Source organism: Tenacibaculum salmonis (assembly GCF_041053065.1).
Taxonomy (GTDB): domain Bacteria; phylum Bacteroidota; class Bacteroidia; order Flavobacteriales; family Flavobacteriaceae; genus Polaribacter; species Polaribacter pacificus_A.
This window is the reverse complement of the sequence record NZ_JBFCVV010000001.1, coordinates 462501-487164: the sequence shown is the minus strand read 5'-3', so window position 1 is coordinate 487164 and position 24664 is coordinate 462501. Positions and strand designations below refer to the sequence as shown.

General features: G+C 28.2%; 20 protein-coding genes and 2 rRNA genes (1 of these 22 running past the window's edge). 9 read left to right on the top strand and 13 right to left on the bottom strand.

From position 1 onward, the window contains the following. The first annotated feature begins 176 nt into the window (after positions 1-176). Positions 177-830, top strand: coding sequence for a hypothetical protein (locus tag AB0T67_RS01960; RefSeq protein ID WP_369218919.1), 654 nt, complete (start codon positions 177-179; stop codon positions 828-830). Between the two features lie 62 nt (positions 831-892). Here the strand turns inward: AB0T67_RS01960 and AB0T67_RS01955 are convergent, their stop codons facing one another. The 7 genes from AB0T67_RS01955 to AB0T67_RS01925 form a co-directional block, all read right to left on the bottom strand. Then, positions 893-1729 (bottom strand): prohibitin family protein, encoded by an 837-nt coding sequence (locus tag AB0T67_RS01955; protein WP_369218918.1) that lies wholly within the window; start codon positions 1727-1729, stop codon positions 893-895. Between the two features lie 79 nt (positions 1730-1808). After that, a complete protein-coding gene (locus AB0T67_RS01950) occupies positions 1809-3002 on the bottom strand; it encodes an efflux RND transporter periplasmic adaptor subunit (protein ID WP_369218917.1) in 1194 nt (397 codons plus the stop codon). A gap of 60 nt (positions 3003-3062) precedes the next feature. Further along, positions 3063-7394, bottom strand: a complete 4332-nt coding sequence (locus AB0T67_RS01945; protein WP_369218916.1) for a CusA/CzcA family heavy metal efflux RND transporter — start codon at positions 7392-7394, stop codon at positions 3063-3065. A 265-nt stretch (positions 7395-7659) separates the two neighbouring features. After that, positions 7660-7956: a hypothetical protein gene (locus AB0T67_RS01940; RefSeq protein WP_369218915.1), complete on the bottom strand. Its 297-nt coding sequence runs from the start codon at positions 7954-7956 to the stop codon at positions 7660-7662. A 99-nt stretch (positions 7957-8055) separates the two neighbouring features. Continuing rightward, positions 8056-8445, bottom strand: coding sequence for an acyl-CoA thioesterase (locus AB0T67_RS01935; RefSeq protein WP_369218914.1), 390 nt, complete (start codon positions 8443-8445; stop codon positions 8056-8058). Positions 8446-8510: 65 nt separating this feature from the next. After that, positions 8511-10535: a VWA domain-containing protein gene (locus AB0T67_RS01930; RefSeq protein ID WP_369218913.1), complete on the bottom strand. Its 2025-nt coding sequence runs from the start codon at positions 10533-10535 to the stop codon at positions 8511-8513. A 63-nt stretch (positions 10536-10598) separates the two neighbouring features. Beyond that, positions 10599-11006, bottom strand: a complete 408-nt coding sequence (locus AB0T67_RS01925; RefSeq protein WP_369218912.1) for a group III truncated hemoglobin — start codon at positions 11004-11006, stop codon at positions 10599-10601. 211 nt (positions 11007-11217) lie between these two features. Here AB0T67_RS01925 and purB point away from each other — a divergent pair, with 211 nt between their 5' ends. The 5 genes from purB to AB0T67_RS01900 all read left to right on the top strand — a co-directional run bounded on the left by purB (position 11218) and on the right by AB0T67_RS01900 (position 16480). Continuing rightward, the gene (purB, locus tag AB0T67_RS01920; RefSeq protein WP_369218911.1) at positions 11218-12561 is read left to right on the top strand and encodes an adenylosuccinate lyase; all 1344 of its coding nucleotides are present in this window, start codon (positions 11218-11220) and stop codon (positions 12559-12561) included. Continuing rightward, entirely contained in the window at positions 12561-12986 is a 426-nt protein-coding gene (locus AB0T67_RS01915) for a hypothetical protein (RefSeq protein ID WP_369218910.1), read from the top strand. Before purB ends, AB0T67_RS01915 begins: the two co-directional genes overlap by 1 nt. Positions 12987-13097: 111 nt before the next feature. Next, positions 13098-13412 carry a hypothetical protein gene (locus AB0T67_RS01910; RefSeq protein ID WP_369218909.1) on the top strand — a complete coding sequence of 105 codons (315 nt, stop codon included), beginning with the start codon at positions 13098-13100 and terminating at the stop codon, positions 13410-13412. Positions 13413-13458: 46 nt separating this feature from the next. After that, on the top strand, positions 13459-15867 hold the full coding sequence (locus AB0T67_RS01905; protein WP_369218908.1) for a TonB-dependent receptor: 2409 nt from the start codon (positions 13459-13461) through the stop codon (positions 15865-15867). 10 nt (positions 15868-15877) lie between these two features. Beyond that, a complete protein-coding gene (locus tag AB0T67_RS01900; protein WP_369218907.1) occupies positions 15878-16480 on the top strand; it encodes a type 1 periplasmic binding fold superfamily protein in 603 nt (200 codons plus the stop codon). Positions 16481-16555: 75 nt separating this feature from the next. Here the strand turns inward: AB0T67_RS01900 and msrA are convergent, their stop codons facing one another. Beyond that, complete coding sequence (gene msrA, locus AB0T67_RS01895) at positions 16556-17203, bottom strand: peptide-methionine (S)-S-oxide reductase MsrA (RefSeq protein ID WP_369218906.1); 648 nt, start codon at positions 17201-17203, stop codon at positions 16556-16558. A gap of 140 nt (positions 17204-17343) precedes the next feature. Here msrA and dnaX point away from each other — a divergent pair, with 140 nt between their 5' ends. The 3 genes from dnaX to AB0T67_RS01880 all read left to right on the top strand — a co-directional run bounded on the left by dnaX (position 17344) and on the right by AB0T67_RS01880 (position 22189). Then, a complete protein-coding gene (gene dnaX, locus AB0T67_RS01890) occupies positions 17344-19038 on the top strand; it encodes a DNA polymerase III subunit gamma/tau (protein ID WP_369218905.1) in 1695 nt (564 codons plus the stop codon). Positions 19039-19168: 130 nt separating this feature from the next. Next, positions 19169-19996: a universal stress protein gene (locus tag AB0T67_RS01885; protein ID WP_369218904.1), complete on the top strand. Its 828-nt coding sequence runs from the start codon at positions 19169-19171 to the stop codon at positions 19994-19996. Then, on the top strand, positions 19997-22189 hold the full coding sequence (locus tag AB0T67_RS01880) for a SulP family inorganic anion transporter (protein WP_369218903.1): 2193 nt from the start codon (positions 19997-19999) through the stop codon (positions 22187-22189). It abuts the gene before it with no gap. A gap of 333 nt (positions 22190-22522) precedes the next feature. Here the strand turns inward: AB0T67_RS01880 and AB0T67_RS01875 are convergent, their stop codons facing one another. The 5 genes from AB0T67_RS01875 to AB0T67_RS01855 form a co-directional block, all read right to left on the bottom strand. After that, positions 22523-22711: a transposase family protein gene (locus AB0T67_RS01875; RefSeq protein WP_369220483.1), complete on the bottom strand. Its 189-nt coding sequence runs from the start codon at positions 22709-22711 to the stop codon at positions 22523-22525. Positions 22712-22716: 5 nt separating this feature from the next. Further along, positions 22717-22926 carry a hypothetical protein gene (locus AB0T67_RS01870; RefSeq protein WP_369218902.1) on the bottom strand — a complete coding sequence of 70 codons (210 nt, stop codon included), beginning with the start codon at positions 22924-22926 and terminating at the stop codon, positions 22717-22719. Continuing rightward, a complete protein-coding gene (locus AB0T67_RS01865) occupies positions 22907-23284 on the bottom strand; it encodes a helix-turn-helix domain-containing protein (protein ID WP_369218901.1) in 378 nt (125 codons plus the stop codon). The genes AB0T67_RS01870 and AB0T67_RS01865 overlap by 20 nt, the downstream gene beginning before the upstream one ends. A gap of 575 nt (positions 23285-23859) precedes the next feature. Then, positions 23860-23968 (bottom strand): 5S ribosomal RNA (gene rrf / locus AB0T67_RS01860). A gap of 108 nt (positions 23969-24076) precedes the next feature. Further along, positions 24077-24664: ribosomal RNA gene (locus tag AB0T67_RS01855) — 23S ribosomal RNA — on the bottom strand (it continues 2288 nt past the right edge of the window).

Below are 24664 nucleotides of genomic sequence, written 5' to 3'. Positions count from 1 at the left end.
TATATCATAAAACAAAAAAAGACAGCTCAATTGAGCTGTCTTTTTTTGTTTTATTTTTTTATCAAAAGAAAATAAGAATAAAACTCCTCTCCTATTTTTATAATTTTCACTTAAAACATACTACTTTTTATCTATTAAAAAAGTACTTTAGATGTGAAAACTTATAACAAAAATTAATGATATCTAAATTAACTACAGAAAAAATAGACTTTTTAAAAAATCATTTTAAAACATGGATTGTTACTGATAAGTGTCAAGAAACATTTGAACATATTTTAAAAAGAATTCAAAATTTTAGAGTTTTAGAAGAAGGCGAAAAAATATCTTTAGAATGGGAAAAAGGTTCTTTATTTATAGAATTTCAAGGTACAAATTGGAGTGATGAACCAGAACCTGTATGGGCTATATTTTCCCCTACTAATAAAAATTATACAGGGACTAAAGATTCTATAACCAATTTACATAAAGATATATTACTTTTTAAACCTGAATCAGACTATAAAAGATTGAATTTTCCGTCTTTTATGTACGAACATTTTATTGAAGATCAAGAAGAAGAAGATATAGAACGTTATGTCGATTTTTGTGATTTAGCACAAGATTGTGTAGTTGCTGATACGGAGAATTTAAATTCATTTAATGAACCAAAACTTTGTTTTTTCAGTCATGGTGATGATTTAAATGATCTTGATCCATACGAAGGACAAGATGCTGACGCTAAAGAGTCATATAATTATGGTGGATTTATTCTTCGAATGTTAGCACATATAATATATGATAATGATGCATCATCAGAAATGGAAGAATTATATGAAGAGTTTTCTTCTTAATCTAAAATAAAAAAACCTGAACAAATAATTGTTCAGGTTTTTTTATGCTGTTTGTAATATTTTTATTGATTTCCTAAAATAATTGGCATTCCACTTTTACCAGCACCAATTAATACAACTTTACTATTTGGAGATTCTGCTAATTTTAAAGTAGCTTCAATACCTTTATCTTGTAAAATTTTATCTGTTAAAGAAGCACTTAAAATTTTATTTGCATCAGCTTTACCTTTTGCTTCAATAATTTGTTTTTCTGCTTCTTTTTGAGCTGTAACTAATCTAAACTCATATTCTAAAGATTCTTGTTCTTGTTTTAATTTACGTTCAATTGCTGTTTTAATTGTTGTAGGTAAAGTAACATCTCTAACTAAAACTTCATTTAATTGAATAAACTGCTTATCTAAAATCTTTTTAGTTTCTACAAAAATTTCAGTTTGAATTACATCTCTTTTACTAGAATATAATTGTTCAGGAGTATAACGTCCTACAACACTACGAGCTGCTGAACGAATAGCTGGCTGAATAACTCTTGAAATATAATTCTCTCCTTTTTCCTGATGTAAAGAACCTATTTTATCAGATTGAGGTTGAAACCAAGCAGAAGCTTCTAATCTAATTTCTAATCCATTTGATGATAAAACTTGCATTTTTTCAAAAATCTCTTGCTGACGTACTTCGTAAATAAAAACTTTATTCCAAGGTGCTACAATTTGAAATCCCTCACCCATTGCAGGTTCATCGGTTACGACACCACCGCCAAATGTTTTATATAAAACACCTGCTTGTCCTGATTTAATAGTTACAGTTGATTTATTAAAACCTATAATTGCGATTACAGCGATTATTCCTAAAAGAAGAGCTCCTTTTGGTAATTGAAAATCTAATTGTCTATTATTATTCATTTTTATAGTTTAATTTATTTAAACTCAAATGTACAATTAATCTTTTTTAAATTTGAGTAAACCTAAAGCATTAAAATAATTAATGTACATGACCTCCTACAGCTCCTGCTTGTTGCAATAATTTTCCTTTTAAAATATGTGCTCCTTCGGTAACTATTTTAATATCAAAATTATTTCCTTGAATGGTTTTTATAGCGACAAAACCACTATCATTATTACCTAAAGTAACTTTTAAAGGAATAAATTCAACAGTACTTTCTGCCATAAAAACAAAGCTTCCTCCGTCTTTTTCTATAATTGCGGTTTCAGGAACAGTAAATTTTTTTTCACCACCTAATAACACATCGGCATTAATAAACATTCCCGATTTTAAGATGTTTTTTTCATCATCAAAATGACCATGAACATTTACTGTTTTAGTTTTATCATTTACTTTCTGACTAATTAATTTAATGTAACCTTTATATTCGGTATCAATTCCCGAAGGTTTAAAAATAAACTCATCCCCTTTCTTAATTTTGGTAATATCAGTTCCAAAAATATTTAATTCTGCATGCATATGATCGGTGTCAATAATTTCCATCATTTCGAAATTTGCTGATAAAAACATCCCTTTATTTAAATTATTTTCTACAACATAACCAGAAATCGGTGATTTTATGTAAACATATTGTTGAATCCCATTTTTTGAAATACTACTTGGCGATAAATTTGCCATCTTTAATTGTGAAGCATAACTATCTACTAAACTTTTTGCCGAATTATATATTCCTTCTGATATTTGAAACGATTTCTTAGAAGTAATTTCATTTTCTAATAACATTTTTTTACGCTCATAATCGGCCTTTGTAACCTTGTAATTATTAATTGATTCTAAATACGAATATTGCAATTTTATAAAATTAGGATGCTGTAATATTGCAACGGTTTGTCCTTTTTTAACTTTATCACCAGGTAATAAATCGGTTTTATATACAAACGATTCTAAAGGAGCGTAAATAGTTGCTTTACTTTGTGGAGGCACTTCTATTGTACCTGTTACAGCAATTCTATTTCGTATTTTTCGTTGCGAAATTTCGGCTACTTTTATATTTCCAGATGCTACTTGTGCGGTTGTTAAATGCAATTCATTTTCGGTGTGTTTTTCTTCTAATTTTTCATGTTTTATTTCTTTTTCTTCGGATACATGGTCATGTCCTGTATGGTCTTCTTTTTTTGAATTACAACTGATAATCAATATTATTAAAACTAGTATTATGATAAATTTTTTCATCTTTTTATATTTTTATTTGGCTAAATCGACTAAATAAAAGCTGAGCCTTTTTAATCTTTATTATTTTTGTGTGTAAAATTCGTAGTTAATTACTGTTTGATTATAATTATTAATCAATAACAAATAATTTTGCATCACTTGAAAATATGTATTAAAACTTTGATTATATTGATACGCATCTATTTCGCCAGCCGTATATGCTAATTTTAGTTTTTTAATAAATTTATCAGCCTTTATTTTCATTGTTCCAATAGATACTAATTCAGTTTTTAAATATTTTATTTGTTCTTGTAAGCTTTTAAAATTATTCTGAATAGCCACTTTACTAGCTTCATTTTCGTACGCTATTTCTTCGGATATAATTTTTTGCTGTTTAATTTTAGCATTGTTAGACCAAAATGATAACGGAACATTTAATCCGATATTAAAACCTGTATAATCTGTTGAATTCCCTGTTTTTCTATTAATAATTCCAGCAGTTATTTCAGGAAAATAAGATGACTTTGCTACTAAAATATTCTTTTCAGCTACTTTTTTTCGTTTTACTAAAATTGTTAAAAAATCTGTTGAAAGACTATCTTTTTCACTATTATTTTGAAGGAAAACTATTTTTTTTATAGGGAATTTTGTTTCAGGAATTATAGCAGTTTTAATTTGTAATAATTCTTTCAGTTTATTTTCTATCTGTGTAAAACTCTTATAAATAGTACTTTTTTTAGATTGAGTTCCTAAAGATTGTAAGATTGTTAAATCATTTTCTAAACCTCCTATTTCTCCTGTATCGTATAATTTATTAGAAATATTTTTTATCAGATTACTATTTTCAGTTTGTTCTTCAAGTAATGAAATAAGCCCATATAAATAATGCCATTGCTGATATAAACTTCTAGTATTTCTGATAATTTCTTTTTTAGAAATTTCATTTTCTGAAATAGCTAATTGATGTTTTGCAATCGCTAATTTTCTTTTTTGAAGATGCGTTAAAACAGCTCCGAAATTTTGATTTGCAGACCATTCTTTTTCCGATAAACCAGCACTAACTCCAACATATTGATATTTCAAAGAAAGAGGATTTAAAGTAATTGCACTTGCAATACCTGCTTTTTTCTTATTGATATTTAAATCAGATTTATAACTAGCTACTGATTTTTTTAAAGCGATATTAATTGCGTCTTTCTCACTTAATTTCTGAGTATTTTTGCTTGTTATTTCTTGTGATTGAACAAATAAACTTCCTGATAATATAAAGAATAAACTCAGTGTTTTTGAATTTATTTTTATTGATTTTCTTTCAGAAAATAGATATAAAACTGGTAAAATTAATAAGGTTAATAACGTTGCCGATATTAAACCACCAATAACCACGGTTGCCAATGGTTTTTGCACCTCTGCACCTGCTGATGCTGAAATTGCCATGGGTAAAAACCCTAATGAAGCTACCATTGCCGTCATAATTACGGGGCGTAATCGAACAGAAGTTCCTTTTTTTATAATTTCTTTTACATCAGTTATTCCACTTTTTTTCAAACGATTAAATTCTGCAATTAATACAATTCCGTTTAAAACAGCCACACCAAATAAGGCTATAAATCCTATTCCTGCCGATATTGAAAAAGGCATATCTCTAAGCCATAAAGCAAAAACCCCACCAATTGCCGACATTGGAATTGCTGTATAAATTAAAAAACTTTGTTTAATCGATTTAAAAGTAAAATATAATAATAAAAAAATCAATAATAAGGCAACAGGAACTGCTATTCCTAATCTTTCACGGGCTTCTTCTAAATTTTTAAAAGTTCCACCGTAGGTGATATAATATCCTGTATCGAATTGTATTTTTTCACTAACTTTTTGTTGTAATTCAGTAACAATACTTGCTACATCACGCCCTCTAACGTTAAAACCAACGGTAATTCTTCGTTTTGCATCATCTCTTTGTATTTGATTTGGTCCTGTTTTAAAACTTACATCAGCAACATTTTCTAACGGAACTTGTGCGCCATTCGCTGTGGTTACATACAATTTACGAATATCATTAATATTTGCTCTATTTTCTTTTGCCATTCGCACGACCAAGTCATAACGTTGCTCACCTTCATATACAGAACCTGTAATTTGACCAGCAAATGCAGTATTTACAGCCGTATTTACATCAGAAATATTTAAACCGTATAATGCTAATTGATTTCGTTTATAATCAATAACAATTTGTTTTAAACCTGTCATTTTTTCGATATACAAATCTTCAGCACCAGCTACTTCAGGAATAATTTCACCTAATTCATTTCCGTATTTTACTAATTTATCTAAATCTTCTCCGTAAATTTTTAATACAACATCTTGCCTTGCTCCTGTCATCAATTCATTAAAACGCATTTGTATTGGCTGTTGAAATCCGAAATTGACACCTAACATATTTTCATCTAATAAGTGATTCATTTTTTCGGTCAACTCATTTTTAGTATGTGCTTTTGTCCAATCACTTTTATTTTTTAAGATGATAATAATATCAGCCACTTCAACAGGCATTGGGTCGGTAGGTATTTCTGATGAACCTATTCGGCTTACAATTTGTTCAATTTCATCAGGAAATTCTGCTAATAATAATTTTGAAGATTTATTAGTAATATCAATCGTATATGATAATGAACTCCCTGTAGAAACGGTTGCTTGAACGGCTAAATCTCCTTCATCTAAAGACGGAATAAATTCAGAACCCATATTTTTAAATGTAAAAAGGCTCAATAAAAAAGTAAGAACAGCAACAATAAGAACCGATTTTTTATAGTTTAAAACAAACTCTAAAATAGGTGTATAAACATTTTGTAATGCTCCTATTATTTTATCAGAAATATTCTTTTTATCAGAAATTGTTTTCTTTAAAAATAACGCACTAATCATCGGAACGTATGTTAATGATAAAATAAATGCTCCTAAAATAGCAAAACTTACAGTTATTGCCATCGGTTTAAACATTTTCCCTTCAATACCAACTAAAGCCAAAATAGGAAGATATACAATTAAAATAATAATTTCTCCAAAGGCCGCACTCGTTCTAATTTTTGAAGCTGATTGATATACTTCTTCATCCATTTCGGATTGTGTTAATTTTTTTCCTGATTTTTTCATTACTAAATAATGCAATGTTGCTTCCACAATAATCACCGAACCATCAACTATAATTCCAAAATCAATTGCTCCTAAACTCATTAAATTTCCTGAAACTCCAAAAAGATTCATCAATATAATAGCAAATAACATTGCCAACGGAATTACCGATGCAACAATTAAACCCGCACGTAAGTTTCCTAATAATAATACCAAAATAAGAATCACAATTAAAGCTCCTTCAATTAAATTAGTTGATACAGTACTAATTGCTTTATCGACTAATTTTGTTCTATCTAAAAAAGGTTGGATAATAACTCCTTCGGGTAAACTTTTTTGAATTTGAGAAACTCTATCTTTTACACGTTTTATTACTTTTGATGAGTTTGCTCCTTTTAGCATCATTACGATTCCACCAACAACTTCTCCTTCGCCGTTTCTGGTCATTGCTCCGTATCTGATAGCACTTCCTAATTGTACTTTTCCGATATCTTTAATTAAAACAGGCGTACCATTTTGAGTGTTTTTAATAACAATATTCTGAATATCTTGCGAGTTTTGTATTAATCCTTGGCTTCGGATAAAATATGCTTTTGGGTTTTTATCGATATAAGCACCTCCTGTATTTTGATTATTTTTAGATAAAGCTTCTAAAACTTCGTTGATACTTACACCCAATGTTTGCAATCTTTCGGGCTGTAAAGCAACTTCGTATTGTTTTAAAAAACCACCAAAACTACTCACATCTGCAATTCCTTCAATTCCTAATAATTGACGGCGAACAATCCAATCTTGAAGAGAACGCAATTCCATAATAGGAAACTTTTCTTTAAAACCTTCTTCGGTAAATAATGTATATTGATAAATTTCTCCTAAACCAGTAGTTACAGGCGCCATTTCGGGCGAACCAACTCCGTCTGGAATATTATTTTTTGCTTCGTTTAAGCGTTCGCTAATTTGTTGACGTGCCCAATAAATATCTACATCATCTTTAAAAACAATAGTAACAACGCTTAGTCCGAAACGAGAAAAAGAACGAACTTCTTCAATGTCAGGAATACTAGACATGGTCATTTCTATGGGAAATGTTACTAATCTTTCTATATCTTGTGCCGATTGTGATGGCGCTGAAGTAATAATTTGCACCTGATTATTGGTAATATCTGGCACTGCATCGATAGGTAATTGTTTTAAAGAATAAATTCCCCAACCAATTAACACCAATACAAAAGCACCAATAATCAATTTATTTTTAATTGAAAATTTGATAATGTTATCTAACATTTTTTGTTTATTTAATACTGTTTTTAATATAAGTTTTATCGATATAATTTTTAAAATGAATAGTATTTTTCTCTAGTTCAGAAAAAGCCTAGCCCCGATTGAAGCAATTGTTTGAGCTCTTTTTTATTTTTTTCTTTTGAAAAATAAAAAAAGCGAGTGCGGAAAGCGGGAAATTGCTGCAAATAAAAATTATACGAAATAACAATATGTTTTCCTGATGTTTAAAAACAACGGAAATATATTATTACAAAATAAAAAAAAAGGATTAAACTATTGGAGGTTGGAAAAGTTGGTCTAAATAACTAGCCGTATTTAGTACTTTATGAAAATGAGTTTTCTTGTTTGTTTGAAATATCTGAACAAACTGAAATTGAAATTCTGCCGTAATAATAGCACTTGAAATACCTAAAAAAATACAATGATGATGATGTTCTTTGTTTTTTTCTTCTTCCGTATCGTTTTGATGATGCGTTTGAGAATGTGCATCGTCCATTGAATTAATATGAGTTACTTCTCCGTCGTTAAAAATAATAGCATCCGAATGCGCCTGAACGGGAGGCACAAACAACAATAATGTTAATATGAGGATGCTAATAATTTTCAAATTATTGATTTAATTGAAGATGTATTTCTAACAAATATATAAAAAAAATAACCCAAATTATTTTTTTAACCTGTCTTTAACATATTCAACTTTTGTTTTTCCATGGCTCATTCGGGTTCCGTCTTCACCTAAACTAACCATTATAATTTTGTCTATTTCTATAATTGTTTTATGCGTTAGCTTGTTTCGCACCTGACAATTTAAGGTTATTGAAGTGTTTCCAAATTTTACAACTTCGATACCAATTTCAATAATATCGCCTTGTTTTGCAGAACTTACAAAATCTATTTCAGACATAAATTTAGTAACGGTTCGGGGTATTTCTAATTGAATAATGGCATAAATACCTAATTCTTCATCAATCCATTGTAATAAACGACCGCCAAATAAAGTTCCATTTGGATTTAAATCTTCTGGTTTTATCCATTTTCTTGTATTGAATTTCATAATATTTTGTTTTTTACAAAGTACATAAACAATACGTTATTAAACAATTAAAAGCGATTCGTTTTCTATATTTTACCATCAAATTTTCTGATAAACCATTCTATTGAAAGCAAAATAATAACTAAAAACAACAGATATTTCCAATCAATTAAATGTTGTTTTTTTGTGATTGATTTTTGAGTCGTATAATACGCTGTATCTTCTGATAATTGAGTTAATAAGTTGTCTATTTTATCGATATAAAATACGTTTCCTTTTGTTTTTAAGGCTAACGAATTTAATTTTTTATGATTCGCATTCGTAAATTGTTCTTCTATATTAAAATCGGTAATTTTAAACTTTCCGTAACTTTTTATTTTTTGATTTGCCACAGTAACTTCATACGAATAATCGCCAGAAGAAAGCCCTTCTACTGATACTTGATAAGAATTATTTACTAACGAAAATGGCAGTGTTTTTTTCTCTTTTGAATTATTATTTGTTAGTGTTAATTCTAATGAAGATCTAGCGTCGAATAAATAATTTTTATCTACATAAAATGCCGAAATAGTTATCGGAGCATTTGCTAAATATGTATGTTTATTTTTTACGTCTAATCTTTTTCTTTTTTTGTTTGATGCTAAATATTGAACTAAATTACCTAAAAAAGCATCAAAAACTTCAAAAGATTGCTCTTTAAGAAAGCTGTTTGCACGCCATTTCCAGATTCCTTCACCAAATAAAACAGCCTGTTTTTGATTATTTTTTTCGATAGTAGTTAATAAAGGTTGCGTAGTTTCAATGCCTGCATATTTTTGATATAATAACGTTTGCGCATCACTTGTTAATTGCACATCACCAAAAACATCATTTAAAGGAGGAAATTCATCAAAATGGATATTTTCCTGTAAAAAAGGCAAAAAACTCGTATTATAAATCGCTGTGTACGCTTCTTTTTGATTTATTGCTTCTTTTTTAACGCCTAAATTCTGAGTATTTAAAAAATTCCAATTAGTTTTTGTTCCTGAAACGATTAAATAATTAGATTTCACTTTTTCAAAAACCTTTTTAAAAGAACTATTTGGTTGATAAAAAACAAAAAATTGATAATCTTGATATTTAATGTTTTTATCATTTATAAGAGCGATATCAACTTTTCGTTGTTTATTGCTTTCTATCGATTTTTTAATAGCTCCTACATCAGGATGTAAAAAAGAACTTAAAATTAATACTTTTGTTTGCTCATCGATAACTTCAACTGAAAAATTTTTGTAATTATTTTTAGTGTTTTTTTCATTTTCAATTTTACTAATTGAAGTTTTATAATATTGAATTCCTTTTTTATCCGAAGTTAAATTTGTAATAACCGTTTGCGCAGGTTGTGAAGGCGAAAAATTAAGTCTTTTTGAAAATACTTTTTTTCCGTTATGTTGTATTAAAAAAGTTGCTTTTACATTTTCTTTTCCTTCATAATATAATAATGTTTCAACAGGGAATTTATTTTTTATGTAATTATATTTATTTACGTTTACTTGTGATATTTGTAAATCTTTATATAAGGTTGTATCGCCTACAACAACTGGGAAAAATTTGTTTTTAGAATTTATATAGTCATAATCATTTCCTGTTGTTTGATTTCCATCAGTAATTAAAATGGTTGTATTTAAACGTTCTTTTTGCAACTCATTCACAGAATTTATAGCTTGATAAATATCTGTTTGAGTTCCTGAAAAACTCAAACTATCAGAAGTTAAAACAGCCGTTTTTTTATCAAAAGATAAAAATTGCACTTCAAATTTATCTTGAATTTTATCGGATTTTTTCAGCGTTTTTAAAACTGATGCAACCTTTTCTTCTGCCTTAAAATATTTTATAGAACTTGAATTATCAACTAAAACACTTAAAACAGGTTTACTATTTTTTGTTTCAAGTGTATTTATTTGAGGATTGATAAAAAGTAAGAACAATAAAAATAAGCTCAATGTTTTTAAAACAAAAAGCAAATTATTTCTTTTAGATTTTCGAGTTGTTTTATAGAAATATTGAAAAAAAGCGATTGCTACACTCAATAAAACAGCCAAAACAATATAAATGATAGTTATCTTTTCCACTAAAAATATTTTAATTTGTGAAGATAAAAAAAGCTATCAAATAAAATAGATTAACAGAAGTATTTATGAATTCGTTTCTTTTGGCTTTGCATCAAACATTCTGAAAAACAACGTAGAAGCTATATTTCTAGCTCTTTCTTTAGCTTCATTTGCTTTTGCTCCGTTAAAATTTTCATCTAATGTTTCAAACCATAATTGCAACCACCTTCCAAAATGCTCTTGATAAATACTATGATTAAAATCTTTATCGACATCTTTATGTGCTTTCATCGGGTTTCCTTTGAATTTTCGAACGAAAAAAAGATTTGACTCCCAAAAATCAGTTAATTTTTGCAAGTGACTTTCCCAAGCATCCGCAGGAATTGTTTTTAAAAAAATAGGACCTATAAAATCATCCTCTTTAATTTTATCATAAAAAGTTGATACTAATAAATAAACATCTTCTCTATTTTCAATTTCTTTCTTATTCATTTTATTTATCTAATAAGGTACAAAAGTATCTTTTTATTGGTTAGTAAATTATGACTAAAATCATAAATTATAGTAAATACTGATAAAAAATAGATATTTAAATTCTTTAATTTTGATAAAATGAAAAGGTTCTCTTTAAATTTCCTAGTATTAATAAGTCATAAAAGAATAGGATTTTCTATTTTTGCGGGGTACAATACAACTACAAAAGATGAACTTAACACAATTAAACGCAATCTCTCCTATTGACGGAAGATACCGTAATAAAATTGCTAATTTAGCAAACTATTTTTCTGAAGAAGCTTTAATTAAATACAGAGTAAAAGTTGAAATAGAGTATTTTATTGCTTTATGTGAAATTCCTTTACCTCAATTAGCTGATTTCAATAAAGAATTATATCCTAATTTACGTAAAATTTATGAGGGTTTTTCTACTGAAAACGCTCAGAAAATTAAAGACATTGAAGCAATTACAAATCATGATGTAAAAGCTGTTGAATATTTTATCAAAGAAGAATTTGACAAATTAGAATTACAAAAATATAAAGAGTTTATTCACTTCGGATTAACTTCTCAGGATATTAATAACACAGCAATTCCATTATCTATTAAAGATGCTATGGATGAAGTTTATTATCCTGCTTTAGATGAATTAGTATCTAAATTAGCTGATTTATCGGAAGAATGGGATCATATTCCAATGTTAGCACGTACGCACGGACAACCTGCTTCTCCTACTCGTTTAGGAAAAGAATTTTTTGTTTTTGTAGAGCGTATTAATAATCAGGCGATACATATTCAACACACGCCTCACGCTGCCAAATTTGGTGGAGCAACAGGTAATTTTAACGCACATAAAGTAGCGTATAAAGATATCGACTGGAAAAACTTCGGAACTCATTTTGTTGAAGATATTTTAGGTTTACACCATTCTTTCCCTACTACTCAAATAGAGCATTACGACCATATGGCGGCTTTATATGACGGTTTAAAGCGTGTAAATAATATTTTAATTGATTTAGATAGAGATGTTTGGACGTATGTTTCAAACGATTATTTCAAGCAAAAAATTAAAGCTGGAGAAGTTGGTTCATCAGCAATGCCACACAAAGTTAACCCTATTGATTTTGAAAATTCTGAAGGAAACTTAGGTTTAGCAAATGCTATTTTTGAGCATTTATCAGCAAAATTACCAGTTTCAAGATTACAACGTGATTTAACTGATAGTACTGTTTTACGTAATGTAGGTGTTCCTTTCGGACATACTTTAATTGCTTTTTCATCTACTTTAAAAGGATTGAATAAGTTATTATTAAACGAAGCTAAATTTGCTGAAGATTTAGAAAATAACTGGGCAGTTGTAGCAGAAGCTATTCAAACAATATTACGTCGTGAAGCGTATCCTAATCCTTACGAAGCTTTAAAAGGATTAACTCGTACTAACGAAAAAATAAATCAAAAATCAATTGCTAACTTTATCGATACTTTAGAGGTTTCTTCTGAAATTAAAGATGAATTAAAAGCAATTACACCAGCTAATTATACAGGAATTTAATGAGATATTTATTTGTTTTTTTAGTAAGTTTTTTAATTATTTCTTGTAATTCTTCTGCGGATAAAAAAGGAGATCCTACACGTTTTAAATATGGAACTTTTGAGATACCAGGTAGCGATAATTACGGAAAAACAACTATTGTAAGAACCGATAGTTTACAAATTGAAGAATATACTAAAAAAATAAGTGTTTCTTCTTCTGATAATGTAATTACTGAAAAAGAAGAAAAACATATTGATACGCTCTTTATCAAATGGAAAAATAGTTTTGCTTATTCATTGCGAATGAAAAATCCAAAAAATGATTTAGATAAAGATCCTATATTTGTACAAATAACTAAAGTAACTGATAGTTCTTATAGTTTTACTGCAAAAATTGGGTATTCAAATTTTAAACAAAATGGAACTGTATATAAAGTAAACTAAATACTAGCATTTAGTATTAAAGAAACTTTTAAAATTATTTTAAAGACCTTACCGTTATTTAGCGGTCAGGTCTTTTTTTTTATACTTTTTTTTGATATATTAGCGGATTAAATGTATTTTTTCAAAAAACATATCGCCTTTTTTAGTATATTGTTGTTGCTACTTCCTTCAGTAATACAGCTAGCACATACTTTTGAAAACCATGAACATACTGTTTGTACTTCTGTAGATGAGCATCATTTTCATGAACAAGAAGCAGATTGTTCTTTACTTGATTATCATTTTCAAGATTTTTCATATACAGCAACTTCAAATTACGCTGTAATTCCAGCACATTTCTACAAAAAGCAATATAATGAGCAACCACAAGTAATTTCGGTTGTTTATACGGCTAAAAAACGAACTCGAGGACCACCAAGTTTATAATAAATTACGTAAATCTTTTTATTCAATTATTATAACTAAAATTAAAATGAACTTTAAATATATTGTTCTAATGTTATTGTTATGGAGTTTTTCTTCGTTAACAGTAGCACAAAACTGTGCGTATACTTTATCTGGATTAGTAGATGATTTTCATGATAAATCACCAATAGTTGGTGCAACGGTTTTTATAAAAAATCAAAATAAGTATACAACTACAGATGTTAATGGAAAATTTACTATTAATAACCTATGCAAAGGTACTATTACTGTCGAAGTTTCTCATTTAGCTTGTGAGCCCAAAATTTTAACTTTTAACATCAATAAAAATCTTTATCAAATAATTGATTTAGAACATCATTTAGAAGAATTAAATGAAGTAAGTGTAAAGGTTAAAACAGGTTTAAAAACTAAAACCTCACAAGAAACCTTAATAACTAGTCAAACTTTAGAAAAATTCAGTGCTGGTAGTTTAGGTGATGCTATAAAAGATATCGCAGGTGTGTCTTCTATTAACACAGGGAATACAATTATTAAACCAGTTATAAACGGTTTACACAGTAGTAGAGTGCTTATTTCTTTTAATAATGTTCGTTTGCACGATCAGGAATGGGGTATAGAACATGCTCCTAATATCGATATAAATGCAGCCGAAACAGTTTCAGTAATAAAAGGAGCAAATGCATTACAATATGGTGGAGATGCTATAGGAGGTGTTGTTATTGTTAATCCTGCAAAAGTTATCATTAATAAAGATACTTTATATGGTAAAACAATTCTTTCTCAGCAATCAAATGGAAGACTTTTTAACCTTAGTACTAGTATGCAAAAAAATTATGCAAAAGGCTGGTATTTTAATGGTCAGGCTTCTTACAAAAGATCAGGTGATTTTAAAGCTCCTGATTATTATTTGTCAAATACAGGAATAGATGCGAAAGCATTTACTTTTGCTACAGGTTACAAAAAGTTTAATAAAGGTTTTGAACTTTTTTATAGTCATTTAACAAATAAAGTAGGAATTTTAAGTGCTTCTCATGTAGGTAATGCATCTGATTTAAAAAATGCTATAAATAGTAATACTCCATTAATAATTAAAGATTTTAGTTATTCAATAAATAATCCTAAACAAAAAGTTACACATCAACTTTTTAAAAGTAGTTTTTATAAACGCTTTAAAGGTGTAGGTAAATTATCATTACAATACGATTTTCAAAGAAACAACAGATTAGAGTTTGATATACGAAGAGGTGACAAAAAAAACTTACAAGCTACCGATTTATTATTAAAAACTCATTCTTTTAGAGCAGATATGAAATTAGATGCTAAATCTTCAAGAACTTATAAATTTGGTGTTTCGGGTAATTATCAAAATAATTATACTGATCCTATAACTGAGGTAAAAAGGATAATTCCTGATTACAATAAGTATAGCTTAAGTGCATATGGAATAGGTAATTTTAAATTTAATGATATATTATTATCTACAGCTGTTAGATATGATTTTGATTATATTAATGCTAAAAAGTACTACTATAATTCTGATTGGAATAATGCAGGGTATCAAAATAGTTTTAACCATTTAATAATAGATAATAACATAAAAGGTTCTCAATTATTAGCAAATCCTATTTTTAAATACCATAACATTTCAACATCTTTAGGTATTTCTTATAACATTAATAAAAAAAGTGCTTTAATTGCTAATTACGGATTAGCAAACCGAGCACCTAATGCTTCAGAATTATTTAGTGATGGTTTGCATCATTCTGCAGCTAGAATTGAATTAGGAGATTTACGTATTCAACCAGAAACGTCTAACAGATTTTCTGCTACTTATAAATTTAATCACAAAAAGGTTAGCTTTTTTATTGAAGGTTTTTTAAATCATATAAATGATTTTATTTATATAGAACCTTCTGGAACTAAATTAACACTACGTGGTACTTTTATTACTTGGAGTTATAAACAAGTTAATGCCAAATTATTTGGTGTTGATAGTAAAATTAACTACCAATTTAGCAATAATATAAGTATTAGTAATAAATCTTCGTTTCTTAGAGGAAAAGATACAAGTAATAAACGTGATCTTGTTGATATTCCTTCTTTTAAAATGGTAACGCAACTTACTTTTAACAAAGCTATATGGCATGATTTTTATGCTTCAGTTGAAAGTGAATTTAATGCTAAACAAAACAATTTTCCTAACAATAATTTTGATGTTTATATACCTCAAACAAACACTCATGAACTTGTTGATATTAGCACACCACCTAATGCTTACCATTTATTAAATTTTTCATCGGGTATAAAGTTTAATCTATCTGAAACCAATATAGGATTAACATTTTCGATAGATAATATACTAAATACCTCATATAGAAATTACTTAAACAAACAACGCTATTTCACTGATGATTTAGGCAGAAACTTTAACATTCAAATTAAAATTAATTATTAAAACAAACACTATGAAATTTATCAAATTATTTTCAATCTTAAGTATTTTTACATTAGCTTTAACTTCTTGTTCAGATAATGATGTTATTCCAGAACAAATACATGAAGAAGAAGTTATTACAACTATGAACGTTGTTTTAACAGAAAATGGAACAAATAACACTGTTACTCTAAAAAGTGAAGATTTAGATGGTGATGGTGGTGATGAACCAAAAATAACAGTTGATGGTACTTTAAAAGCAAATACTACTTATAATGGAGTTATTACTTTATTAAATGAAACAGAAGAAGAACCTGAAAACATTACTGAAGAAGTTGCTGAAGAAGCTGATGAACACCAATTTTTTTACAGTGCAACAGATATTACTAGTGAATTTAATTACGCAGGTGATAATGATTCTAATGGAAATCCAGTAGGAATTGAATTTACAATTCAAACAGGTGAAGCTGGTGAAGGAACTTATGTAATTACTTTAAAGCATGAACCAAGTAAATCAGCTGATGGAGTTAAAATAGGTGATATTACTAATTCAGGAGGATCTACTGATTTTGAAGCTGTTTTTCCTATAATAATTGAAGCGCAAGCACTTCAAGTTATTAAAGAAATTAAGTAACAAACATTTAAATTAAACTAAAAACTCCTCAATTTTATTGAGGAGTTTTTTTATGTTCTTTTAAAAAACTAATCTTTACCTTTTTTTTAGTAATTCAGGAAATTTTCGTTTGAATTTATTTAACCTCGGAATAGAAACATTTTTTACATACCCATTTTCAGGATGTAAACGTTCATAATTTTGATGGTATTCTTCTGCAGGATAAAACTTCTTAATTTTGGTAACTTCGGTTGCTATTCTATCTTTATAAACTTCTTTATTTAATTTTTTGATAGTATTTTCTATCACTTGTTTTTCTTCAGAAGTATTATAAAAAGCTATTGATCGATATTGCGAACCATAATCAGGGTACTGTCCGTTTTTAGTAGTTGGATCATGAGAGCCATAAAACACATCAACTAATGTTTGAAAACTCACTTTTTTAGGATTGTAATACACTGCTACCGTTTCAGAATGTCCAGTACGTCCTGTTCCTATTTTCTGATAAGTAGGATTTTTAGTATGCCCGCCAGCATATCCAGAAACAGCTTCCTCTACTCCTATTACACTTTCAAAAATTGCTTCTACACACCAAAAACATCCGCTTGCAAAATAAGCGACTTTAGTTTCTTTTAAATAGTCTACAGGTATTTTATTGTTGGAAATATTTCTTTTTGTAAAACTAAAAAAAACACTGATTGATAACAGTAAAGCAACTACTATTATTGATTTTATAAACTTCATAAATATTTAATTTGATAACGACTTAGTCGTATAAAAAAACAAGTATTTACAATTGTTCACAACTTTAGATTTTCATTATATAATTAGTTGTGAGTTGCATGTAGGTTTTCTATTTTTGTTGATATAAATTTTATCAATTAATGGAACATTTTATAGTATCGGCACGTAAATATCGTCCTCAAATTTTTGAAGATGTAATTGGGCAACAAGCAATTACAAACACGCTTGAAAACGCTATAAAAAATGACCATTTAGCACAAGCATTATTATTTACAGGTCCTAGAGGTGTTGGTAAAACTTCTTGTGCACGTATATTAGCAAAACGAATAAATCAAGAAGATGCTGGTGTTAACCCTGATGAAGACTTTGCTTTTAATATTTTTGAATTAGATGCAGCTTCAAATAATTCAGTAGATGATATCCGTAGCTTAACCGATCAAGTTCGTATTCCCCCACAAACAGGAAAATATAAAGTTTATATTATTGATGAAGTTCATATGCTTTCTCAAGCTGCTTTTAATGCATTTTTAAAAACACTAGAAGAACCACCAGCACATGCTATTTTTATTTTAGCAACTACTGAGAAACATAAAATTATACCAACTATATTATCTCGTTGTCAAATATTTGATTTTAAAAGAATTAGTGTTTTAGATGCAAAAAAGTATTTAAAAACTATTTGTATCAAAGAAAATATTACTGCAGATGATGATGCATTGCATATTATCGCTCAAAAAGCAGATGGTGCTATGCGTGATGCTTTATCAATTTTTGATAGAGTAGTTAGTTTTTCAGGGAAAAATCTAACTCGTGAAGCAGTTACTCAGAACTTAAATGTTCTAGATTATGATGTATATTTTAACATTACAGATTTATTAATAGAACACAAAATCCCACAAGTTTTAATAGCTTTTAATGATGTTTTAAGTAAAGGTTTTGAAGGACATCATTTTATAAATGGATTAGCATCTCATTTTAGAGATTTATTAGTTGCCAAAGACGCTTCAACTATTTCTTTACTTGAAGTTGGAGATACCACTAAGAAAAAATATTTTGAGCAATCAAAAAAAGCAAATATGCAATTTTTACTTCCAGGAATTGACAAAGCAAATGATTGTGATTTAAAATATCGAGGAAGTAAAAACCAACGATTACTGGTCGAATTAACTTTAATGCAAATAGCCTCTATCAATTTTGATGGAGCAAAAAAAAAATCTGGTAACTACATAATTCCTGCTACTTTTTTTACTTCTTTATCTCCAATAAATAAAAAAGCAAAAAAAGATACTGTAGAAATAACTACTAAAAAACCAGTAGTTAAAAATATTGTAACAACTACTACAGAGTTAAAAAAACCTCTATTAAAAAATATAAAACGTCGAGCTTCTGCTTTATCTTTAAAAAGTATTCATCAGAAAAAAGAAGTTAAAATATCTTTAGATGAATATGAAAATTTTGATAATCATCCAAAAACACCTTTTACTCAGCAAGAATTAAAAGATGCTTGGGTAAAATATTCATTAAAAACACAAAAACTTGGTGAACATAGTATTGCATCTGTTTTAGTATCTAGTGAACCAGTATTAGGAAAAGATTATACGATTACATTTTCGATTCCAAATGATTTGATGCAAGTACAATTAGAACGTATTAAATCTAAACTTACTCATTTTTTACGTGAAAAATTAAAAAATTACGGAATTAAAATTATTATTGTTGTCAATAAAGTTGAAGAAAAGAAATTTGCATATACTCCTCAAGAAAAATATGCAAAATTAAAAGAAAAAAATCCATTAATAGAAAAGTTAAAAAGTGTTTTTGGTTTAGATCTTTAATTAAAAAGGTAAACCATTTTACTTCTATCATATATCTTTTTATACTAAAAAAAAAGATACAATTAATTAAATCTTCTAATTTTTTTTAACAACAAGAATATTATATCTTCGATTCTTTAAATTTTATATTTTGATAAAAAACATTCTTATTGGTATTGCTTTTTCTCCTAATTTAAAAGCAAACTTATTTGAAACCATTAGGTTATCGAATATGTTTAATGCTCAGTTAATTGGAGTTCATGTTGGTCATAAATCCAACGAAAAAGAAAAACAACTACAACAGTTACTAGATGAAGCTCCTAAGTTAAAATTACCTTTAAAAGTAATTTGGCAAGAAGGAAAACCTGTTGACGTAATTTTAAAAACAACAATAGATGAAAATGTAGATCTATTAATACTTGGTGCTTTAGAAAAAGAAAAGATGTACACCTATTATGTCGGTTCTATAGCTAGAAAACTGACAAGAAAAGCGCCTTGTTCCGTATTATTATTGATAAAACCTTCTGTTGAAAGACTTAATTGTAAACATATTGTTATAAGTGGATTACAAGATGAAAAGACTGAAGAAACTATAAAATCTGGTTTTTATTTTTCTAAATATTTAGATTGTAAAAGAGTTACAATAGTAGAAGAAATTAGTGCAGGAGAATTAAATGTTAATGTTAGTGATGATGTATCGTTACGTAAAGCAACATTAACAAAAGAACGCATGCAAAAACGTGAAGATGCTCGGGTAAATAATATGATTCAATATATTGATACAGATGACATTACAATAAAAACACAAAGTATTTTTGGTCGTAGAGGATATTCTATAGGTCATTACGCAAAAGTAAAAAGAGCAGATTTATTAGTGATAGGTGCTCCTAAAAAAACGGGGATTTTAGATCGTATATTTCCTCATGATTTAGAGTACATTTTATCAGAATTACCAACCGATGTTTTAATAGTTAAGTAAATGGGAAAAGGAAAACGTTTCAAAATATTTTTAAGTGAAATACCGCAAAATATTTTTGCTGGTTTTGTTGTATCGTTAATCGCTCTTCCTTTAGGATTTGGATTAGCTTTAGCTTCAGGTGCTCCACCAATTTCAGGAATCATTGCAGCAATAGTAGGTGGTACTGTTGTTGCTGTTTTAGGAGGTTCTAATGTAACAATTACTGGACCTGGTAATGGATTAGTAGTTGTTGTACTTGCTGCAATAACTACCCTAGGAGCTGGAGATATGCATCAAGGATATTTATATACACTTGCTGCAATTGTTCTTTCGGGTATAATAATGGTTATTCTTAGTTTCCTTCGGATGGGAGCTTTAGGAGATTATTTTCCTTCTTCTGCTATTCAAGGAATGTTAGCTGCTATTGGTATTGGTATTTTTGCCAAACAAATACATGTAATGTTAGGTAATTTAAATGCAAAAGGAAGTATTATAGAGCTTCTTTTACAAATGCCTAGTGGAATAATAGATTTTATAAAAACAGATAATACAAGTGTATTTTATGCGGGTTTAGTCGGTATTATAAGTTTATTAATTATGATTTTTTATAGTAAAATACGTAATAAATATTTTCAATTAATCCCTGCTCCTATGTGGATTGTTGTTTTAAGTATTGGTATGTATTATTATTACGATTTATTTTCACCTGAAATATATCCTATTCATAAGAGCTTACTTATAGAATTACCTAATGATGTTTTATCTAACTTTGCTTTTCCTAATTTCGGTAAAATTTATCAATTCGAATTTATTAATGCTGTAATTGCTATTACTTTAATTGCTAGTATTGAGAGTTTGTTAAGTATTAAAGCTGTTGATAAATTAGACACATTAAAGCGACGTTCTAATGTAAATAAAGATATTAGAGCTTTAGGATTAGCTACTGTAATTAGTGGTTTTTTAGGAGGTTTAAATGTTGTTACTGTAATTGCTCGTAGTTCTGTAAATGTAAATAATAAAGGAAGTAATCGTTCTGCAAATTTTTTTCATGCATTATTTTTAGTTGCTTTTATTTTACTTTTTGCTACAGAATTACGTAAAATACCTTTACCTGCTTTAGCTGCAATTTTAGTATATACAGGTTATAAATTAGCTTCTCCAGAAAATATTGTCAAAGTATTTAAAATAGGAAAAGAACAATTAATTATATTTTTAGTTACTTTATTAACGACTATTGCAACTAATTTAATAACAGGTATTTTAGCAGGGATATGTATTACTTTTATTATTCATGTTTTTATTAATAGAAATTTTATGTTTTTCATTACAAATTTATTAAAACCAAATGTTTTAATGTTTAAGGAAGATGATAAGTATTATGTTTCTGTTAAAAACTTCTCTAGTTTTTTAAATTTCACAAAATTAAAATCAAAATTAGATCAAATACCTGAAACTGAAGAAGCTATTATTGATTTTTCCTTATGCGATTTTATAGATCACTCTGTAATGGAAAATCTGAATAATTATGCAGAAACTTTTAAACGTAAAGGTGGTTATTTTGAGGTTATTGGTTTAGATGGATATAAAACAGAAAGTAAACATCCTTTTGCTTTAAGAAAAAATATACCTATAGAAGGTGATGGAAATAATAATTTAACAAAGAGACAGAAATCATTGCAAAATATTTGTAATGATTTAAAATGGACTTATAATGCTTTACCTAAAAAACCTCTTACTGAAATTCCACATTTTGGTTATTTTAAAACACGTAAAATTAATAAAGTTTCAAATATTTTATCAAATGAAAACTGTAGTTTATTTGATGTTGAATTTTCTGAAGGTGAATTAATTGCTAAACAAATAATTAAAGGTACAATGATGTATATTGATATTGAAAAATATACTCCTGAATTTACGTTAGATAAAGAAGGTATATTTGAATACATTTATCATTTTGCTGGATTTAAAGATATTCATATAGAAAACCATATTGATTTTTCTAAACGATTTTACTTATCAGGAAAAAATTCAAATCAGATAAAAGATTTTTTTACAGATGAGCTTATTTTATTTTTTGAAAGCAATAAATACTATCATATAGAAGGAAATAATAAAGGTTTATTAATAATTGGTAGAGAGCGATTGGCTGGTATTAAAGAAATAAAAACTTTAGCTGATTTTGGTGTTCGATTGAAAAAAATAATTTGTGCATAATAATAATTAGAAGCTAATCCCGCTTTCCGCACTCGCTTTTTTTGAAGAAAAATAAAAAAAGAACTCAAACAAATGCTTCTTCAATCGGGGATATCAAAATTATGAACTTTAAATATTAGATTAGGCTTCACATCTTTTAAAAAAAAGATGTGAAGTTTTTAATTTTATAACTTATACTATTAATAATAGTTTTGTTATAGAAGAAGGAAGACACTATTATTATTATTTCTTCATTATATGAATTAATAGTATCTTCTGTAGTTTTCAAATTTCAAACTTATTTATTAAAGTAAACAAATATTTTTTTCTATAATAAACATTATCACGGTTTTTTTAGTATTGATTTCTGAGTGAGCATCTAAAATTATGTAATCCAACGGCAATTCTCATAATTTGTTCTCTTTTTTCAAAAGTTTTAATTCTTATTTTTTCATGAATAATTCTTAATCTTTTCACTCCAGAAAAGGCATGTTCAATTTTAATTCGAATACTAGAAATGGTTTTATTTGTTTCTTTTTGGATTTTATTTATTTACCATTTTTTGGTTTTTTATATGGAGTTATGGCATTTTCAAATTCATTTTGAACTCCCTGAAATCCTAAATCAAAAAGTAGGCTTATATTGGCAATTTTAATGTTCAAATCATCTAAAATTGATTTGTCATGTTTTGTTCCAAAATAAGCAGGACTCAAATAATAAATAAATCTTTTTTCATTGCTAATTGCCAAATATTTCATGGTATGCATTTTTTTTACCACTATATTCTTCTTTTTGATTTTCAAGGTTTACTTGCCTTGTTATTTGATTTTCAATAACATCAAAAAGTAAAACCTCCTCTTTTATTTTATGCGTATAACAATATCCTGTTTTGGGCATTATTTTTAATTCTGCTAATGATGCTTCGAGTAATGGGTTTAAAAAATGCACCCAATCATTCACTTTTGATTGAGATATTTTAAATAATTTTGCACAATATTCTTGCGTAGGGTTTTCTTTTAAATACATCAAAATAAACTCTAATTTTAGCAAACTCCCTTTTAAACTACTGTTTTTTGCTTCTTTAAATTTTGGGATTTTACGAGGAAATCCTTTCAAATTGAAGTAAGTAATTTTTTTGCTATATGGTTTGAAAAAACGGATAATAATAGTTTAAATTCTCTTTGTTTTAATGTTGTTAATGGATTAATTTTGCCCAAGACTTCTTTTATTTTTTTCGTTTTGTCGTAAAAATAAATTTAATAAATTGAAGTCTTTTTTATGCGTTAATTTTAACCCATATGAAAAAAACCGTGATAATGTTTAATATTTTGTTTTTTATTTATGATTTTTATGAAAAATAGATAGCAAAAAAAATATTTTTATTGAATTGACTCACCTTAATATTAATAATCTCTGTTTATTATATCAAATCAGCAAGTTTACTTTCATAAAATTTAGCTTTTAGCTTTTAGGTTTTTGTAAGTAAATATTCATAATTTTCATACTTTTAACACCTTAGTAAGTAAGTAATATCTTCTTTTTTTGTTATTGTTACTTAATAATAAGAAATAATTGAAATTTGACTAAATAAAAAGAAAATAAATAAATATCAATATTATAATATATTTTATTTTTATTTAGAGCAATTAGAGCAAAAAAAACCTCAATCTAAAAAGATTGAGGTTTTAAAAGAAAGGCAACGACCTACTCTCCCACCATTGGCAGTACCATCGGCGCAAATGGGCTTAACTTCTCTGTTCGGGATGGAAAGAGGTGAGCCCCATTGCGATAATCACCTTAAAATGTTTCAGTATATTTCAACTGTATAAGTTAACATATTGGTAAAAATTATATCGTAGTAAATAATCAAAAGAGTTGGTGCTTGCGCCCTTTTGAGCGCAAGACTTCTACATAAGCCTATGGGTTATTAGTAATACTCGGCTATGACATTACTGCCTTTACACCTGTATCCTATCAACGTGGTAATCTTCCACGACCCTTTAAAGAAATCTCATCTTGTGGTGGGTTTCGCGCTTATATGCTTTCAGCGCTTATCCCTTCCCAACGTAGCTACTCTGCAATGCTCCTGGCGGAACAACAGATACACCAGAGGTTAGTTCAACTCGGTCCTCTCGTACTAAAGTCAAATCCACTCAAATTTCTAACGCCCACAGCAGATAGAGACCGAACTGTCTCACGACGTTCTGAACCCAGCTCGCGTGCCACTTTAATGGGCGAACAGCCCAACCCTTGGGACCTTCTCCAGCCCCAGGATGTGACGAGCCGACATCGAGGTGCCAAACCCCCCCGTCGATGTGAGCTCTTGGGGGAGATCAGCCTGTTATCCCCGGAGTACCTTTTATCCTTTGAGCGATGGCCCTTCCATGCGGAACCACCGGATCACTATGCTCTACTTTCGTACCTGATCGACCTGTATGTCTCTCAGTCAAGCTCCCTTATGCCATTGCACTCTACGCACGGTTACCAAACGTGCTG